The 17,070-nt window shown below is 52.1% G+C and carries 18 protein-coding genes; 4 read left to right on the forward strand and 14 right to left on the reverse strand.

What is annotated here, in order from left to right:
• The first annotated feature begins 11 nt into the window (after window positions 1–11).
• The gene (locus MFFC18_RS16595) at window positions 12–803 is read left to right on the forward strand and encodes a lysophospholipid acyltransferase family protein (protein ID WP_075086254.1); all 792 of its coding nucleotides are present in this window, start codon (window positions 12–14) and stop codon (window positions 801–803) included.
• Between the two features lie 84 nt (window positions 804–887).
• Here the strand turns inward: MFFC18_RS16595 and MFFC18_RS16600 are convergent, their stop codons facing one another.
• The 7 genes from MFFC18_RS16600 to MFFC18_RS16625 all read right to left on the reverse strand — a co-directional run bounded on the left by MFFC18_RS16600 (window position 888) and on the right by MFFC18_RS16625 (window position 5,600).
• Window positions 888–1,070 carry a hypothetical protein gene (locus MFFC18_RS16600; protein WP_075086253.1) on the reverse strand — a complete coding sequence of 61 codons (183 nt, stop codon included), beginning with the start codon at window positions 1,068–1,070 and terminating at the stop codon, window positions 888–890.
• 72 nt (window positions 1,071–1,142) lie between these two features.
• Entirely contained in the window at window positions 1,143–1,313 is a 171-nt protein-coding gene (locus tag MFFC18_RS25025; RefSeq protein ID WP_157665248.1) for a hypothetical protein, read from the reverse strand.
• Between the two features lie 189 nt (window positions 1,314–1,502).
• Window positions 1,503–2,708, reverse strand: coding sequence for a hypothetical protein (locus MFFC18_RS16605; RefSeq protein ID WP_075086252.1), 1,206 nt, complete (start codon window positions 2,706–2,708; stop codon window positions 1,503–1,505).
• Window positions 2,708–3,451 carry a pseudouridine synthase gene (locus MFFC18_RS16610; RefSeq protein ID WP_075086251.1) on the reverse strand — a complete coding sequence of 248 codons (744 nt, stop codon included), beginning with the start codon at window positions 3,449–3,451 and terminating at the stop codon, window positions 2,708–2,710. The genes MFFC18_RS16605 and MFFC18_RS16610 overlap by 1 nt, the downstream gene beginning before the upstream one ends.
• Before the next feature lie 99 nt (window positions 3,452–3,550).
• The gene (locus tag MFFC18_RS16615) at window positions 3,551–4,402 is read right to left on the reverse strand and encodes a GDSL-type esterase/lipase family protein (RefSeq protein ID WP_075086250.1); all 852 of its coding nucleotides are present in this window, start codon (window positions 4,400–4,402) and stop codon (window positions 3,551–3,553) included.
• Window positions 4,399–5,298: a sugar phosphate isomerase/epimerase family protein gene (locus MFFC18_RS16620; protein WP_084417397.1), complete on the reverse strand. Its 900-nt coding sequence runs from the start codon at window positions 5,296–5,298 to the stop codon at window positions 4,399–4,401. Before MFFC18_RS16620 ends, MFFC18_RS16615 begins: the two co-directional genes overlap by 4 nt.
• Before the next feature lie 98 nt (window positions 5,299–5,396).
• Window positions 5,397–5,600, reverse strand: coding sequence for a hypothetical protein (locus MFFC18_RS16625; RefSeq protein WP_148618935.1), 204 nt, complete (start codon window positions 5,598–5,600; stop codon window positions 5,397–5,399).
• Window positions 5,601–5,796: 196 nt separating this feature from the next.
• Here MFFC18_RS16625 and MFFC18_RS16630 point away from each other — a divergent pair, with 196 nt between their 5' ends.
• A complete protein-coding gene (locus MFFC18_RS16630; protein WP_075086359.1) occupies window positions 5,797–7,002 on the forward strand; it encodes a trans-sulfuration enzyme family protein in 1,206 nt (401 codons plus the stop codon).
• Window positions 7,003–7,049: 47 nt separating this feature from the next.
• Here MFFC18_RS16630 and MFFC18_RS16635 read toward each other — a convergent pair whose 3' ends face one another.
• The 5 genes from MFFC18_RS16635 to MFFC18_RS16655 form a co-directional block, all read right to left on the reverse strand.
• Entirely contained in the window at window positions 7,050–7,907 is an 858-nt protein-coding gene (locus MFFC18_RS16635; protein ID WP_075086247.1) for a hypothetical protein, read from the reverse strand.
• A 299-nt stretch (window positions 7,908–8,206) separates the two neighbouring features.
• Window positions 8,207–8,755: a formaldehyde-activating enzyme gene (gene fae / locus MFFC18_RS16640; protein ID WP_075086246.1), complete on the reverse strand. Its 549-nt coding sequence runs from the start codon at window positions 8,753–8,755 to the stop codon at window positions 8,207–8,209.
• A gap of 116 nt (window positions 8,756–8,871) precedes the next feature.
• Window positions 8,872–9,156: a SelT/SelW/SelH family protein gene (locus tag MFFC18_RS16645; protein WP_202907590.1), complete on the reverse strand. Its 285-nt coding sequence runs from the start codon at window positions 9,154–9,156 to the stop codon at window positions 8,872–8,874.
• 90 nt (window positions 9,157–9,246) lie between these two features.
• Window positions 9,247–9,525 (reverse strand): hypothetical protein, encoded by a 279-nt coding sequence (locus MFFC18_RS16650; protein WP_148618936.1) that lies wholly within the window; start codon window positions 9,523–9,525, stop codon window positions 9,247–9,249.
• 74 nt (window positions 9,526–9,599) lie between these two features.
• The gene (locus MFFC18_RS16655) at window positions 9,600–10,937 is read right to left on the reverse strand and encodes a LysM peptidoglycan-binding domain-containing protein (RefSeq protein WP_148618937.1); all 1,338 of its coding nucleotides are present in this window, start codon (window positions 10,935–10,937) and stop codon (window positions 9,600–9,602) included.
• A gap of 439 nt (window positions 10,938–11,376) precedes the next feature.
• On the opposite strand from MFFC18_RS16655, the gene MFFC18_RS16660 reads away from it, so the two are divergent.
• Together MFFC18_RS16660 and MFFC18_RS16665 are read left to right on the forward strand one after the other, a co-directional pair.
• Window positions 11,377–13,095 carry a hypothetical protein gene (locus tag MFFC18_RS16660; protein WP_075086242.1) on the forward strand — a complete coding sequence of 573 codons (1,719 nt, stop codon included), beginning with the start codon at window positions 11,377–11,379 and terminating at the stop codon, window positions 13,093–13,095.
• 171 nt (window positions 13,096–13,266) lie between these two features.
• A complete protein-coding gene (locus MFFC18_RS16665; RefSeq protein WP_261340539.1) occupies window positions 13,267–15,789 on the forward strand; it encodes a glycosyltransferase in 2,523 nt (840 codons plus the stop codon).
• On the opposite strand, the gene MFFC18_RS16670 is transcribed toward MFFC18_RS16665, so the two are convergent.
• Window positions 15,786–16,367 carry a histidine phosphatase family protein gene (locus MFFC18_RS16670; RefSeq protein ID WP_075086240.1) on the reverse strand — a complete coding sequence of 194 codons (582 nt, stop codon included), beginning with the start codon at window positions 16,365–16,367 and terminating at the stop codon, window positions 15,786–15,788. The two genes, MFFC18_RS16665 and MFFC18_RS16670, sit on opposite strands and share 4 nt — an antisense overlap.
• Window positions 16,364–16,861: a DUF2062 domain-containing protein gene (locus MFFC18_RS16675; RefSeq protein ID WP_157665247.1), complete on the reverse strand. Its 498-nt coding sequence runs from the start codon at window positions 16,859–16,861 to the stop codon at window positions 16,364–16,366. The genes MFFC18_RS16670 and MFFC18_RS16675 overlap by 4 nt, the downstream gene beginning before the upstream one ends.
• Window positions 16,862–17,070 lie beyond the last annotated feature (209 nt).

Consider the following 17,070-nt stretch of genomic DNA (forward strand, 5'->3'; position numbering starts at 1 on the left):
CGAAAGGAAAAATGGAAAAGGATTTCGAAGTACCGCTGAAGCTGCGACTGATGGGTCAGACCACGGCGATGATTCTTCCTCGGTTGATCAGTTTGCTTGATATCAAGATCGCTCATTACGATCGCAGCGCCGATCCCGCGCGCCCGGAATACAACGAGCACATGGTATTCTCGTTTTGGCACGAGTTCATCGGCGTCATTCTGCCGCGATGGGGACATACGCCGCTGAGTATCCTCGCTTCCCAACACCGCGATGGCGAATGGGTCAGCCAAACTGCGTTGGCGTTGGGACTGAGAATCGTCCGCGGAAGCTCAACTCGCGGCGGAGCCTCGGCAATTCGAAAATTGAAGAAGCAGTGCAAGGAAACCAGTTTGGCAATCACTCCCGACGGCCCACGTGGTCCAAGGCGAAAGATGGCGATCGGACCTGTGTTTATGGCTTCACGTTTGGGCATGCCCTTCGTTCCGCTGGGAATTGGCGTCAACGACGCTTGGCGACTCAACACATGGGACTCGTTCGCAATCCCCAAACCGATGTCGCGAGTCCGAATCATTTTTGGGCCCAAAATCGACATCCCCCCCAAGGCAAAGAGGGATGAACTGGAATCGATTCGCCAATCGGTCGAGGATCTGATGAACGACCTCAGCGACCAGGCTGAATCGTGGGCCTGTTCTGGCCAAAACATGTTAGGGGAACAGCCGTTCACTCGAGTTCGTCGCCGCAAAGTTATTTTCGACTCGAAGCCAGTACGTGAAACGTTTCGGCCCGAGCTAAAGATTATCCGCAGCAACGAAGTGGCGTAGAGCGTCGATTGACTCAGAGCTTTGGCGTCGATTGACTCAGAGCTTTAAAACGCTCGATCGCCTGCTTGAAAGGGCTCGACAATCCTACTCAGGCAGGTCGCGAGTATGATCAAACATTTTTCGCATCGCTGCCTTTGGCTTCCATCCGTGGTAAACCCGCGGGTCCGAAATTCCGTCGGCAGAATAATAGATCATGGCCGGCATCGAGCTGATACCTTTGGCTTCCAACTGAGCCACGCCGCCGGGGCCGAGGGTTCGGACATCCACGGTGCGGACTCTGTATCCTTCTGTTTTCAATTCGGCGACCGCCGAGTCCTGCTTTCTGCAGCGACTGGAGTTTCAGCCTCCGGCAATGTAGTACAGCGTCAGTTCGCCGACCGGTTTGAAACCTTCCGGCAATCCGGGATCGGCTGCCGAAAGCGTTGGCAGGCTAACACATACGACTGCCGCGCCGACCGGAACAAGAAACCCGATGGCGCAGACGGCAATCAAAAACAGTTTTTGTGGCACAGTGATTCTCCCATAGTCATCTCAGGAAAATCCTAGGTCGCCGCCAGCTGCATGACGGCATCTGCAACCGACGCTGCGTGGACACAGGCACTACAACGCCGATCGAGTGCGGATAAAAAGGTTTGTGGCGACCATGCGTGCGGTCAAATGACAAACCGGTGCAACCGAGATCGCCATCGGCGAATCAGCTCAGTTTTCCGGCAACGCTACCGCCGAACTCGATCGACGCCCGGTCATCGGGTGCGACGGACCATATTCAATCAGCTTTGCCAGACCTTGCATATCGTTCGCTCGCAGCCAGCGAAGGACCGCAGATTTTTGAAACCGAGCCTGTGGATAGATCGGCACACCCAGCTCATCCAACGACCAACGATCCATCGCAAATCGACTGCTTCCGGGCATCTTCTGTGACTCCACAAAGTATGGCTGAAGCAGAACGTCGATGCGATCTCGAGCCACATCGGAAACGAGCAATTCGACCCGAGAATTGCTGGGCGAATACAAACCCCAAGCCAGCCAATGATCCCAGTACTGAACCGGACGTAGCAACGGCCCGAAAAGCACCACCATTGAAAAGACGACACCCAACCGCTGAACGGTCCCCACTCGTTCGTTCGCCTGCCGACGCCCCGTCGCGTCAGTGGACTGAGCGTTTGACAGGAACAGCCAATAGACCAACAGGATCGACATCCCATTCCAAATAACGACAGGCCAGCGATGAGACAAACCGACTGGCGACAGCACCAGCATCAACAAAACGTGCAACACGATCGCCAACCACGCCGCAAGTTTTCGCGTTGGCTGGAATATTAATCCGACTGCAATCAACAGTTCTCCGACAGGGAAAAGCAGTACCAGCTTTGCCCTCAAAGCATCGGAAAGCGAATCAACACGGACCACGGACGCCGTCCAGCCAAGAATGACGTCGAGGAACTCTTGCCCGGTGGTATGCACAAACTGATAGTCAAATTTCCCGATCGCCGAAAACAGATAGATGGAGATCAACAGCCGCGCGGCCCACCGTCTGGCTTCGTCGATCGGCATACTCGCCAACAACGTAGCGATGATGAAAGCCTGCCAGGCCCAAGGTTGCAGGCAGTGTTGATTGCAGCAGAACAAAATGGAAAATGCGGCTGAGACGCAAACCGCCGCCCAACGGAACTTGATCACTCCCGACGCCAATCCAACCAGACCAACAACAAGCACCGTTGTGCCAAAATATTGAAGCAACGACAGCCACGCGCCATCGTGGACATCAAAAATGGGAACTCGTGGGAAATCCGAAAATCCGGGCAACCAGAGCTTCCATGAAAAAGCTAACAGAACAGCAACAAACGCAGCCCAAATCTGAAGGACCGTTCGATCTGTGTCTCCCAATTTTTCTTGCTGATCCATCAAACTTCTTCATTGGACTCGATCGCGTGCTGCCGCAGGCTGGACAACGCTTGCTCAAATTCTACTCCGGGATCCGCTTCGATATCGACTACAACGTCCGTGACCGGATGCACGAAAGAGAACGCTTTTGCCACCAACAGTAATCGCATCACTCCGAACTGCTCGCGAAACAAGCGGTTGTGCCGTCGGTCTCCATAGGTCGTGTCGCCGACAATCGGATTGGCCATGTGGTTGAAGTGTCGCCGCAATTGGTGCTTACGCCCAGTCAAAGGCCTTGCTTCCACCAGCGAATATCGACTCTGCGGATACTTGCCCGCAGAAAAAGGCACGGTCCAGGATTCCAAAGTTCGATACTCCGTGATCGCGGACTGGGCTGGTTTGTCTTTACGAGCTTTCGCATCGGTCGCCCGGTCCTGTTTCTCCACAAGCGGCTCATCCCAATGTCTCGTCTTTGCAGTCCGGCCACGAACAATCGCGAGATACATTTTACTGACCTCGCGATCGGCGAACTGAGCAGAGACGGCTCTCGCAGAATCCTTGTTCAACGCAAACAGCAAAACGCCAGACGTCGGTCGATCAATTCGGTGGACTGGAAACACTGGTTGACCAATTTGATCGCGCAACATCTGCAATGCAAACTCGCGAGCGTAAACGTCGACTTTGCTACGATGCACAAGCAATCCGGCAGGCTTGTCGATCGCAACGAAATGATCATCGCGGTAGAGAATGGTAAGAGTTTGCATCGCTTTAAAAATTAAGCTGCAAGCCGGGGCGACTGAGAAATCGGGAGTATGCAGATTTCGCCGCTTGGCCCAAACGGATCAAGCGGTAAAACAATCGGGCTACTGTTTCAGTGCCGGCAGGAAAAAGTTCAATTGAACTCTGATCAAACCAGCCCACTTTTTATAGCCATCCGCATTCAAGTGCAGCTTGTCCTCAACAAAGAATTCTGACTTTGGCGTGCCGTCCACATTCAAGTAATGCTGGGCGGTCGCGATGAAGAACGTATTGTCGGTCGTCAAAGCAATCTCGCGAAGCATCGCATTCAGTTCACGTGTTTTACTCCACGACGAAAATCTGCTTTCCGTTGGCGTAATTTCGATGATGAACACAGGAGCATCTGGCCGGTGGGATTTGGACACTCGAATGATCTCCCGCACCGCGCAATCGACCTCTGCTGGCGACGAATCGTTATCGTTACCGGAAACATCATTGGCCGCAAACAGCACCAAGGCCCGATACTTGTGTAGGGCGAGAATCCGATCGGCGAACAAGACCATATCTACATATTTCGCGCCACCGTACCCGCGGTTGATCGCAGGAAAGGTGACGAGGTCTTCGTTCATTGTCTTCCAACGACGAATGCTGCTACTGCCAAAAAACAACAACGCATCTTCTGACCACTTGCCGCGCGCATTTTCGGCAGCACTGCGGGCTTCCATTTTGAGTATTGTTTCTTCCCACTTCTCGACACCACGGTCACGATACTTTTCCAGCAACGATTCGAGCGTGAGCTTCGACGAGTCCTTGGTTTCCGGGTCCGCATCGACCGGCGACGCGACAGGAGGAGTGACAGAATGTTCTGCGTCTTGCTGGGCAGAACAATCAGCGGCGAAACAAAAGACAAACGCCAAAGCGACGGCAATCAAGCCAGCGACTTTGGCGTTCAAAATTTCAGGGCTCAATGAGCTCATGAAGAAAGACCTTTCAGGTGAGCAAAGCTTTGCGTCATACTTTCGATCGGATTCGGCGACTGATCCTGCTCGACGTGACACTGCAGCGCACCGACTTCTTCGGCGACCTTCATGATCTCAGCCATGTCGATCGAGCCGTCACCGCATTCTTCGAACGCATCATGAGGCACGGTGCCTTCGTCAAAGTTGATTTCTGCGCCTTCTTTCAGGTCCTTCAAGTGCACCTGAGTGATTCGGCCGTCCAGCTTTTTCAGTGTTTCGATCGGATCCCAGCCGCCGATTTTGGCCCAGAACACATCCAGTTCGAACTTACATTTGTCGTTATCGAATTCGTTCATCAAAATATCGAAACCAGTCGTCTCGCCGTCGATTGGCTTGAATTCAAAAGAATGATTGTGGTAACACAGCTTGACATCAGCATCGTTGCACATCTCGCCAAACGCATTGGCTTTGGCCGCAGTCTTCTTGACAAGGTCTACCGTTTCGCGATGGCCTTTGCCGATATAGCCGAACACGAGGTGCTCAAGTCCCCATTCTTTCGCGGTTGCCACAATCGTTTTCAGTTCCGGATGTTCGCCGTCGTTGCCAAGTACGCTGTTCCAGTCAACGAACGATGAAGTCACCTTCATGCCAAGCTCGCGGGCTTCCTTGACGATGCTCTCCGAACCGACGACTCGACCAAGCTCAACCTGTTTGTAGCCCGCATCGGCGATCGCCTTGAGCGTTGCTGACTGATCTTCGGCAAGTTGGTTGCGAACTGTCCAAAGTTGGAGCCCCATTGTGTCGAGGTACTTGGAATTCTTCGCTTTTTCCTGCATTGCACGGAGTGATTTCGAGAGAGTAAGTGAGAGCGTGGCGGCCGCGGCAGTGCCCGCGATGAAGGTTCTTCGTTTCATGATTGATCGCTGAATGGTTGAGCTTGTGGTTCAAAAATGGACTGGATTCATTATATCAGCTACTTCGCGAACTGCCGAACAATCGGAAAACCCAATCGCTACGGTTTCGGCTTCACACCGGCTTTCCGCACAACCTCTTCAGGCGTCATCAATCGTCCGGTTGACGATTCAAAAATCCATTGCGAGGCCGTTGAATCCTGCACATTCGCCTCGAACTTTCCCAGCAACCCGTCAAGATCCACCATGCAGCCGCTGGCGCCGCGAATGCGTTGAACCAGCTGAATCAATTCTTCTTCACTCATCATTTTCGTCCGATTTTTGTGCTTGTCGAATCGCGGCAATCGGCTAATCTTTCCCCTAGGGATTTGATGCCGCTTGCAGCCTTTATCTGCTAAAGAGCACTTCGACGCCAGCCATGATTCGTGCAATCGGCTGCGTCGTTGATCTTGCCGAACGCTTTCGGTGTCGACTCCTGCAATCTTCATGGGAGTTATGGAAATGTCCACAGTGTCAGAACAAAAGCCAACATCAGCAACTCAACGCGGAATTTCGACGACATCGGTCCACGCCGGGGAGGCTCGCCAGAAAGCACTCGATTCGATCACCGATCCGATCGTGATGGCGTCGACATTTACTTTCGAGAACACGCAGTCCATCATCGACTACGTGGAACAAAAACAGGAACGCGGCGAGTACGGACGATATGGAGTTCCGGGCGAACGTGTCGTTGAGAAGAAGATGGCAGCTCTCGAAGGCGCCGAAGAAGGGATACTTTTCAGTACCGGCATGGCCGCGTTCGTTGGATTGCTGAATGCAAAACTTTCCAGCGGCGATGAGATCGTGTTTTTCGATGAGTGTTACCATCGGTCGCGAGACTACTGTCGTACTTACCTTTCTCGCTTTGGCGTCGTTACCCGGGAAGTCAAAACGGGCGACTACGAAGCAATGGAAGCTGCCATAAATTCGAATACGAAATTGCTGGTCAGCGAATCCCCGACGAATCCGCACCTGAGCATCGTTGATTTGGAACGCTTTGCCGCGATTGGAAAAACTCATGGCGTGGAAACGATTATCGACGCAACACTGGCGACGCCGTACAACCTTCAGCCAATTTCTTACGGTGTGGATTACGTGATGCACAGCGCAACGAAATATCTGGGCGGGCACAATGATCTGCTGGCCGGCGTGGTGTTGGGCTCGAAAGAGCAGCTTGCCGACGTGCGGAAACTGCGCGGCATCATGGGATCGATCAACTCGCCGCACAACTGTTTCCTGCTGGAACGCGGATTGAAAACGTTTGAGCTTCGCATGCAGCGCCACAACGCGAACGGGATGGCCGTTGCCCGTTTTCTCGAAGACCATCCACGCGTTGAACGTGTTTTCTATCCGGGACTTGAATCGCACCCGTATTTTGAGACGGCTCGATCCCAGATGCGAGGCTATGGCGGATTGGTTACTTTCGAAGTCAAAGACGCTGACTGGAAAGAGACTTCGAAGATTGTCGATGCCGCACAACTGTGCCGAATCGCGCCAAGCCTCGGCGGCGTCGAGTCATTGATCGAACAGCCGCTTGTAATGAGCTATTGGGAGCGTACTCCGGAGCAACGTAAAGAGTTTGGCATCACCGACAACATGATCCGTCTTGCAATCGGCATCGAAAATGCTGAAGACGTCATCGCCGATCTGACCCAGTGCCTGTCGTAGTAACGCTCGACTCGTTTGTCCTGGATCAGACTGGATGAAACGAATCGTCATTTTCTCTTGACCGAAAAATCGTATTTCAATTCAACATCGCCAAGGTCGAATAGTCTATCCGCAATCGGCTGGTTGATTGACTTCCACTCCAGTGTGACCTTGGTCGATTTGTCAGATTGCATGAAGGTCGCGTCCTGCGGCAACCAAACTCCGTTGAATTGATCGACGCTTACTTTTTGTTGAAAAATTGGCTCTGCACCATACGCCATCTCCAATGGCCAGATTCCTTTTTCCCAGTCAACGATGACGAAAAAATCTTCGCCTCTCGTTTCAGTCTTCCCTGAGAACCGAACTTTTCCGTCGCCGAGATCGGTCTCTACGAAGCCTTTGTTCCAAACCGAATATTTTTGCACAATGTTCGGCAACGATTCACCAGTGGTTAGTTCTCCCGGAAACATCAGGCCCAGCGCAAGAGGATCAAAGTGCTTCGGCTTTGGCACGTTTCGATCAGGCTTGGTCACGAAGCCACGACCAACGCTCCCATCAACGTCGTTGTAGTAGATTTTGCTCAACGGAGTCTCAACATAGACGTACCATCGCGAGAACTCTTCTTCCCCCGTTGCCTTAACTTGAAAGTGATCTCTCCTTGCGATCAATCGTCGCTTTGATTCCTGGTCAAGGGCCAGTTCAAGCGTAAACCCGACGGGGATCCTTTTGCGAACATGAACGCTACCATCAGACAATTTGACTTTCTCTGGCTCTCCCTCAATTTCTCCAGTAATCAAGGCGTGATACGAAACAACCTTTGCGCGTTCGGAAACAATATCCTTGACGATAGTTTCAAACCCCTGGCCAAGCGTCACGGCTGGCCACGAAATCGATAACAGCAAGGCGAAATGGATACCTAATTTCATTCCAACTACTTCCTCAAAAATCCAAAGACGATCTTTTCACGGAACTTCAACGACCCTCCAAGTCGCTGATCGTGAGACGGAAATGATAATGAACTTTGAACAAAACGATTGCCAACAGATTCCCAGGAACAAGTTTGAAACCCGGTTTTTGAAACGCAACGCAAGCATCCTGCATCGGATTCACCTATTTACAGAGTCATAGCCGGCCGGATGCCGCCTACACTCAGTTTGGAAACGCCCTCCAGCAAGAGCTCATGGAGGCGCGTCGCAGGTCCAGAAACAGACGTACCGCGGTGTTGCTACAATTCGCCGTCGAGTCCGCGTTGGTAGTACTTGTGAGTAATCTCTTCCTGATGCTCAAGCAACCAGTCGATCGACGGCTCGTTGTTCATCGCTTTGTGGATCGCCTGAGTCGTCGCTTTGCGGTGAATTTCGAACAGGGCTTTGTGGTCGAGATTCTTTTCTGTTGCTGCTCCCGGGTTCAACCAGACCGAACAGATGATGCCAAGATCGTTGGCTTTCTCTTTTGGAATGTCTCCGGCACGGACAGCATCGAGCACGCCGTTGGCGATCGCTGCCTGCACGGTGCCCATCAGAATATTCGTGTAAGCGCTACTTTTGACAGTCACTTTACTCACCATCAACGTGACCGGACGCACTTGAACGTCCGTATTGAGAATGGCAAAAACTTTTGAGTGACCCGCGGATTGGTCACCGGTCAACGTCGCGAGCGCCGTGCCTACCGGTCCATCGAGTTCGCCGATGACGACTTCGGGTTCGGCTGCCGTGAACGGAGGTCCGCCGGCCACGAGGGATTCACCAGTACGCATTACAATTCGGTCGCTCATTTCTTCTCCCAACTGGAAAGTGTTCGTTTCGAAGGCGATAGCATATCGTGAATCCGTGATCTTACGAACCCGCCGCCCAGGAGGTTCTCAACTCGCCACGCACTGCGCTCAATGTTCTAGCGATCTGAGTGCCCCAGATCTTTTTGAGGATCGATCACATCGCGAACGCGACGCTTCAATTCTTTGGCATCCGGAAATCCGCCGTCGACTTTGCGGTCCCAAACAACTTCACCAGCTGCAACGATCTGGTAGACGCCGGGATCAGAGGGCGACAACGCGACCTCGCCAATCTCATGTTCGAACGTTGACAACAATTCTTGCGCCATCCAAGCCGCGCGAAGCAGCCATTTACACTTCGTGCAATAAAGGATCAGTACTCTTGGTCGTTGGGACACAGCCATTCCAGCGTTCGATGTCGAAATTAAGACGTATTCGAAGCGATGCAAAGCGAGCGTACAACCAGTCTTCGCGGTCGGATGAAAGTCCAAGCTTCAGCCAACATCAACTTTGGGATCAAGAACAACCCCAAGGACCTTCTGCAAGAAGCCAAACTTTTGCAGTTCGACCAGCGGTGCACTACCAATACAAGCCTTCTTGCGAGTCATTGTTTGCCGGAAAAGCTTTAGTTGGTCGGCCATTTCATTTTCGGAATGGCGAGCAATCATCAGCAGCAACACGTGGTTTAACTTTTCCAGAACGAAGGCAGAGGATCGATTTCCACAGTCGCCAGACGCGGGATACATCTGAACCATGCACTTACTCAGTGACATTTCACACTCCAAAAAAAAGGCCGCTCGAAAAATTTCGAGCGGCCTTCTCCGATCAACACAATTGAGGAGAGTCGTCAATTGTTCAGGTTGGGTATCTCAATCTCAATACCGGCTGGCGAAGCCGTGATTCGATCGAGCACCTCTCTGTTCGCTTTGTAGATCTCTACGTAGTAGTCCGCTGAACCATAGAACTGAATCGAAATACTCTGCAGGGTATCGCCCGGTTGAATGGTATATCTATTTGCGAACTGTGACTGAATGTTAGAACGGTGACTCCAATTCGAATCGACACCGACATTGACGGGTCGCAAACGATGTTGCGGCTGTCGCCGTGGCGGCAACGAATCCTGACGCTGCTGCGTTGGCGTGTAGTACGCCGTCTCAGTTTCTGGCGCCGGTGGAGCCATCTCTTCTGGCTCCGTGAGCACGCTTTGGAAACGATTGCCAGGATCTTCGATATCGAGAATGTCCCGATTCCGTCTGGCAGCCTGCTGAGTGACTTCGTGACGACGAGCTTTCGTCCAGCTATCCCGTGGAGGATTCGTTGCCCACGTTTCACGAGACGCTTCTTTGCTCTGGTCCTCCTTTAGCCAATCTGCACTCCGACGAGAAATCACGTCTTCGATCGTCTCTCGAGAGACGTTGTCCTGCTTGGGCGTCTGGCCGACACTTCGAAACTGGTCGATCGCTTTGTCGCGATTCACACGCCAACGCCCGGAATCTGGAACAACAGCAGAGAACTCACCGCGAATCGAATCTTCAATCCGGTCGACTTCGCTGGCGATGTCCCGCAACGGAGTCGCGACCATTGAGCCTGGTTGCTCGCCGAATGGCTGTACCTTTTCTGGCTGTGCGTTTTCTGGCTGTGCGTTTTCTGGCTGACGAACCACCATCTTCGGTGCTTCAAAGACGTTCGAGAACGGAACTCGCTCCGATTCATGAACCACACCCTCCGGATCTCCGCCAGTTTCTTCACTTAACGCCAATGGAGTGCTACGGAAGCGCGACGCCAGTTCGGAAAAATCGGGAACGACTGGCTTTCGTGTTGCCGCAGGAACGACAGATGGATTGCGACGCTGAGTCTTCACTGGCTGAGTCGTTGATGACACGACCGGGACGCGTTCCGAAGGATCGATCGCCGGCATGCCGTGAGACGCAGGGACTTGCGAAACGACAGGTGACGGTTGCAAGCTGGCAAGCGTATTCAAGTTCTCAGCGTGTGTGTTTAGAGCGGGAGAATGCGAGACCGGTCGCTTGCCGAACGCGAGTATTGAATCGAGTGGATCCGCGGTCGCCGCCTGGCGTGGAATCTCTTGCTCGTTTTCTGCCGGGCGGTTGTGCAAGTAGCTTCCGAAAAAGAAAGCTGCTGCAAGGCAAGTAGCGCCCATTAAAATTTGTTGAAAGGAACCCATTTGGTACTCCATGGATTGTTGCCCTGTTCCTGTCATAGGAGACAAAGCGTCCGAGTCGAAATCGAGCCAATCCATGGCCGGCGAGTTATCCTGTGGCTTTCACCGTCGAAGTATTGCACGGCGTGCACCGGTGGTACGCGGATCCTCGCAAGATGGATCGTAAGCAAACAAAAAAATCTCCGGTTTTTCCCGTGAGCGAAACTTCAACGGCAAAATGTTGCAAAACCTGTCGTTGTCAAATTTCCCTGACCCTCAAAGTTCAACATTTACCGCGTCTTTTTCGATTCGCAACTTGATCAACGACATGAAGTTTCGGTTCAGGAACGATGGGTTTTTGCGAAATCCGGGCCTTGGTAGACTTCGACGGAATGCCATACATCGTTCCGTTCCGATCAAGAAATGACATCCGCCAATCATCGCGTCAGTAGCAAAGCAGAAGATGCCAACAGAGAACCTCCTTATCATTGACGCGATCGGGCCATTCTTCCGGCACTACAAACCGAAGCGAATCAACTGGTCAAAGATTCCGTTTTCACATCTTGAAAACGAATCTGGCCTAAAACCGAAGGTCATCGCTTCCGCGATCGAGGACTTCCGTACGTTCTGCGAGGCTTGTTCATCGTATGGATACAACGCGGTCACACTCGACGACGTCGCTCACTTGATCACGGACGACTCATATGATGATTCCTTGCGAGCAAAGATCACACAATATCGTGAGCTCTTCGGCCTGCTCATCAAGATCGCGAATGAGTTTGGGCTCAAAGTATTATTCACGATGGACGTCATGTTCTTCAATGAAGGACTCCTCAGGCGTTTAAGCCGCAGCCCAGACAAAGTCGCACTTTGGCTCAATGAGAAACTGGCCGAGCTGTTCCAGGACGTGCCTGCGATCGCAGGGATCGTGATGCGTTTCGGTGAAAAGGACGGACTTGATGTACAGGGCGATTTCAAAAGCAAACTGCTACTTCGCAACGCCAAAACGACGCGTCGTTTTTTACAGAGTGTTTTGCCAATATTTGAACAGCACAATCGGCTACTTATTTTTCGCACCTGGTCTGTCGGTGCGTATTCGATTGGCGATTTGATTTGGAACCCGAAAACTTTTAACCGCGTATTCGATGGCATCGACAGCCCGGCACTGGTCATTTCCATGAAATATGGCGAAAGTGACTTCTTCCGCTACCTTCCATTGAATTCCAACTTCTTGCAATCGGATCACAAGAAGATTATCGAATTCCAGGCACGTCGAGAGTACGAAGGCTTCGGGGCGTACCCAAGCTTTGTAGGGTGGGATGTTGAAGAATATTTGACCCAATTGCAGTCCGCGAAAAACGTGATCGGAGCGAGTGTCTGGTGCCAAACTGGCGGATGGGGAAAGCTACGTCAACTGACTTTCATTCGCAATTCTTCTCTGTGGGTCGAAATCAATACGTTCGCAATAGCCCAGCTTTGGAATGGAAAATCTTGCACTCAGGCAATCGAAAATTTCCTCGCATTGAAACAGCTGGATGTTTCGCATGAATCGATGGTCGAGTTCCTCAGACGGTCGGACGTCGTAATCAAAAAGTTGCTCTGCGTTCCCGAGCTGGCGAAAAAGCAGTTGTTCTTTCGGCGGCTACGCTTGCCACCACAGCTGTACGTGTTTTGGGACCGGATCATCATCGATCACACGATGAAACGAATCCTTTCCTTTCTGGTAGAGGACCGCGAGCAGGCTCTCGCAGATGGGCGTGAAGGCCTTGAAAATCTGCGGCAAATGATTGAGATCGCGGAGCACAACGGCATACCGAGCAAGGGGCTCAATTTTCAGTTGGCAACTTTCGAGATTCTGGCGAAAGCCCGCGAGTACTTTTTTTTGCCGTACTCAGAAAGCGTTGCGGTTGAACTATTTGCGCTCAAGGAAACTTACAAACGCAGGTTCAAGCGGAACTACTCGATTGTGCTGAACTTCGAACCAGCGCCGCTGAAGAAAAGACACGTCCACCGGTTGCTCGCTCTACTTCTGAGACCTCAGAGCAAATACCGATTGATTGACGAAGTGGTCACGCTGCGAGCACTGGCCTGGATTTACCCATTGGTGAAACATCTGGGAAAGAAAGCCACGCCCAAGTTCGCGAACAAGCAGGCGATGGGGATCGACGTGCTCTTCAAATAGGCAATGTGTTGAGGCATTCTGCTACGAACAAGACCGTGAGTGGCAAACTGCTGCTTCGCCGTTTCTTAACATAAGCGCCAGTTCTTTGGCGACTTTTTACGGGCCCCGAGGCGACTGAGGTTGACCGAAAAAAACAGAAGAAGTTACGTTATCAAAAGTTGGCGACAATATGTGCACCAACTTCTCGATCACAGGGAGACGGCCATTAACCATCCTCACCTTTCCGGCTCTGCAACGCGAAGCCGTGTCGTTTGCTTCTCTGACACCTTCGGTGTCGAATCCAACAACGGAGTTGGGCGATTCTTGCAAGACTTAAGAACAGGCTCGCAGTCCAATGACTTGCCCATTGAGTTCGTGGTTCCTGGCAAGCATGAAAACATTGAGGATGTTCGTTTCGTTCGGGCGCCTTCGTTCACCGTTCCGGGCTATCCCGACCTGAGAATCTCAATGCCGCTGGAGCACCAGCGGAAACAGATCGCGTACCTATTGAAGAAAAAGCAGCCGGACGTGATTCACGTATCCACGCCCGGACCGTTCGGATTCTTTGGTGTTTCGCTCGCCAATGATTTGCGGCTACCCCTGGTCGGCATCTATCACACGGATTTCCCGGACTACGCTCATTCAATTGTAAATTCTCAGCTCGAACACTACGCAGTGAACCCGGGATCGCTGTTGGAAAATCCGATCGTGAAAGCAGTTGCGCCCGTTGTAACCGACAAGGCCACGCCACTGTTCATGAAACTGATGACGGGGAACCCGCAATTCATGCAAGACGTGGCAGCGTGCACCGACATTGGAAAGAGAAACTTCGAAATACTCGCTGGAGACGTGGACTGGAAACAACGTGTTTGCGATCTATCTTCCTTGATCACCGCCAAAGTCCTCCACCAGTTTTACTCCCGATTCACTCTGGTGGTCGCACGCTCTCCGGCACAAGTTCAACGCATCCAGGAAACATTGAATCTTTCACCAAATCGAGTTCGCTGCTTGACGCCTGGAATCGACACTAACAAGTTCCACCCCAACCATTCCGATCAGAACATCTGGCAACAGTTCAGCGACGTCGATTCAAAATCCTTCAAGGTTCTGTACGTTGGACGGATCACTTCAGAAAAGAATTTCAATTTCCTTCTGGAAACATGGCAGGCGCTGCAGGAGAGAGTCTCCGATGACGATCGAAAAATCGAACTAATCGTTGTCGGGAGAGGCGATGAAAAACTGAAAACGAAAGCCGCACAGCTCCCCAACGTTCGACTGGTCGGAGCACTCGGCGGCAAGGAACTGTCGGCTGTCTACGCGTCATCCGATATTCTCGCATTCCCATCGACGACGGAAACCCTCGGCCAGGTCGGACTGGAGGCGGGTGCGTCCGGTTTGCCCGTTATCGTGGCTGATCAAGGTGGCCCAGGAATGTACGTCCTGCCTTCAACCGGCTGCGTGTTGCCAACCAACGATCCTTTGCGGTGGGCAACAAAGATTCTCGAGTTTGCGCGTGATGAGAATCGCCAGCAACAGTTTTCCAATGCCGCACGTCGACATATCTCCGAGAATCACTCACTTGAGGCGTCGCTGGAGAGTTACTGGAATATTCACCACGAAGCGATCGTCGTGGAACAGGATCGTCGGAAGAACCTTCGCGAAAAAAATCGTCGCGCGATCGCGTATTCCAAATCCGCCGAGCCATCCGGGCAAAAGGGCGTGATGGTGATCACGGATTACCACGCCGGCAAACGGTTTGGTAACAAGGTGACCCAAAAACAGAAGCGTAACGCAATCAAATCGATGCTGTTGATGGCTGTTGAAAATGACCTGGACGTCATTTTCGGAGGAGATTTTGGCGACCACGGCTCACGGCCCGAAAGGCTCGAAGCCGATTTCGCGATGCTCCGCGAGGTTCAAAAAGAAGTCGGTTTGGATCACTCGCCGCAGCTCATTCGGGGTAATCATGACTGCGGATATACCGACCAGGAGCTGTCAAAGCTAACCGGTGGCTGCCGAGTTCACGAGAGCCTACTGTTTTTCCACGAAGCGTCTCGTGTCGCGATCACTCACGGGCATATTCTTGGGCTACATCGGGTAATCGAACTCGCAGGGCAGCAGGGCATCGGCTACGAAAAACTGGAACATGCGTTTCGTGAGGACTCGCTGGATGAGGATCTGAAGCCATCCGTGATTGCCTATGATCTTGCAAACCTGGTTGAGTCTTTGACACAAAAGAAAGGCTTGTCCGGCCTGGGAAATTTCTGGGAGGCAAGCTTTGGATTTCGGTCAGCTGTCGCGGCGCATTTCCTGAAGCTGGAAAAGCAATCCAGTCGAATTGACATGCGAACGTGGAAACTCATTGCCAGCCTGGTCGGCACCCACAACGATATTGAAACCGCAGCTAAAATCGGAGAAGCCTGCGGCAGTTGGGCCACGGTTTTTGGTCACTCGCACGAGCCGTTGACTCGGGCAGTCAAAATGGGAGAGTCGGGGCACAAACACCTGGTTGGAAACGCTGGAAACATCCACCGGAAGTCGCCGACATGTATCGTCGCGAAGTTTCCCGTCGTCCAGGTTTACCGATTCAGTCACACTGCGCAACAACTTTCCGTCCGCTATGCTCACTCGTTGCGAAACGAAAACCTGAAACGCCATCAAGCCAAGTTCAAGAATGCGTTTCCTCAACCTGTCAGTTTCAGCGAGACAAATTAATTGGGCGACAATTCACGAAGCTCACCAGGTTGAAGCGGATCTCGTTCGCGGTGAGTTGAAAGCGGCAACTGCTTCAAAGCCGTTTCTAGAATTTGCAAGGAATCCCCGTGAGACACGATCACGAATGTCGTCTCCTTGGCGGATTCGTTCAAATCTTGAAGTTCGGCCAGAACTCGATCGGCAACACTGGAGACGCTTTCGACATTCCACTGCGAATGCTCAGGATCAGCGGCGTCCTGCTGCCAAACAGTTTGATAGTTCAAATTGGATGTTGACTCGAAATCGCCAAAGTATCGCTCTCGCAACCGAACAGAAAACTCAACCTCAGCAACCATTCGCTCGGCCAACAACTCTGCAGTGTGACGTGTTCGAAGAAAGTCAGAACTGACGATTCGGCAAGTGGGGCCAATTTGCTCAAGGTAGCCCTCAAGGCATCGTTCCAACTTTGCTCTACCAACTGAACTCAATCCATAGTTGGAACAACCCGTTTTCGGGTCGCTAATAATCAATCCCAGTTCATTGGCCTCGCTCACTCCATGGCGCAATGCAAAGAATCGATTATGGCGATGCTCAATCATGACGCATGACTCGCACGATACTTGCGGATCAGGGCAAACGAAATGTAATAGACGACGATCGCCAGCGTGATGCCGACAGTCGTGCAACCGATACACAGCGGAACTGCGATTTCCGAGAACTGTTGCCATACGAACTGAAAGTAATCACCGATTCTGGCGGAGGAGTCGTCCGCCAGGGTCTTCCACGATTGATGGATACTGGCAAACTTACCTTTCATAATTGGCGCGCCGGTGATCCAGCACCCCAAAACGTAGCAGGGGAAAAAGACAGGGACGATGGTCACCGGATTGGTAATCCAGACAATGGGAATGCCCACCAGTTTGTTGGCTCGCAGCACCCACGCCAGGACAACATTGATCACCATCTGCAGGCCAAACAACGGACTGAACATGGCAAAAGTGCCAGTCGCCAGGCCGAGCGCAAGTCGATGCGGTGGATCGTTGGCATGCAACACCTCATACACAAAGAAATGTCTGATGCGACCTGTGATCATTGTGGGGGTTTCTGGTTGATCATTCACGAACTTGATTGGCATCTGAACTCCGACGCCTACATCATGGACTTCTATCAAGCCATCAATTTTGACAGCTTTTGATTGCGGCAAGAATGCCAGCTCGCAAACACAAACATTAAATTTTGTTCATCAAGTCGGCCTTCGAATGCCAACAAAAAAAGCCGCGAGCAAATGCTCGCGGCTTTGAA

The sequence above is a fragment of the Mariniblastus fucicola genome, from assembly GCF_008087665.1.
In the GTDB taxonomy this organism is placed as follows: Bacteria; Planctomycetota; Planctomycetia; order Pirellulales; family Pirellulaceae; genus Mariniblastus; species Mariniblastus fucicola.

Coding starts and splice junctions, on each gene's coding strand:
- MFFC18_RS16635 (WP_075086247.1), bottom strand. CDS start 7,907: ATGAAATTAGGTATCCATTTCGCCTTGCTGTTATCGATTTCGTGGCCA.
- fae (WP_075086246.1), bottom strand. CDS start 8,755: ATGAGCGACCGAATTGTAATGCGTACTGGTGAATCCCTCGTGGCCGGC.
- MFFC18_RS16655 (WP_148618937.1), bottom strand. CDS start 10,937: ATGGGTTCCTTTCAACAAATTTTAATGGGCGCTACTTGCCTTGCAGCA.
- MFFC18_RS16605 (WP_075086252.1), bottom strand. CDS start 2,708: ATGGATCAGCAAGAAAAATTGGGAGACACAGATCGAACGGTCCTTCAG.
- MFFC18_RS16675 (WP_157665247.1), bottom strand. CDS start 16,861: ATGATCACAGGTCGCATCAGACATTTCTTTGTGTATGAGGTGTTGCAT.
- MFFC18_RS16595 (WP_075086254.1), top strand. CDS start 12: ATGGAAAAGGATTTCGAAGTACCGCTGAAGCTGCGACTGATGGGTCAG.
- MFFC18_RS16610 (WP_075086251.1), bottom strand. CDS start 3,451: ATGCAAACTCTTACCATTCTCTACCGCGATGATCATTTCGTTGCGATC.
- MFFC18_RS16620 (WP_084417397.1), bottom strand. CDS start 5,298: ATGAAACGAAGAACCTTCATCGCGGGCACTGCCGCGGCCGCCACGCTC.
- MFFC18_RS16625 (WP_148618935.1), bottom strand. CDS start 5,600: ATGAGTGAAGAAGAATTGATTCAGCTGGTTCAACGCATTCGCGGCGCC.
- MFFC18_RS16615 (WP_075086250.1), bottom strand. CDS start 4,402: ATGAGCTCATTGAGCCCTGAAATTTTGAACGCCAAAGTCGCTGGCTTG.
- MFFC18_RS16670 (WP_075086240.1), bottom strand. CDS start 16,367: ATGATTGAGCATCGCCATAATCGATTCTTTGCATTGCGCCATGGAGTG.
- MFFC18_RS16645 (WP_202907590.1), bottom strand. CDS start 9,156: ATGGCTGTGTCCCAACGACCAAGAGTACTGATCCTTTATTGCACGAAG.
- MFFC18_RS16660 (WP_075086242.1), top strand. CDS start 11,377: ATGCCAACAGAGAACCTCCTTATCATTGACGCGATCGGGCCATTCTTC.
- MFFC18_RS16650 (WP_148618936.1), bottom strand. CDS start 9,525: ATGTCACTGAGTAAGTGCATGGTTCAGATGTATCCCGCGTCTGGCGAC.
- MFFC18_RS16630 (WP_075086359.1), top strand. CDS start 5,797: ATGTCCACAGTGTCAGAACAAAAGCCAACATCAGCAACTCAACGCGGA.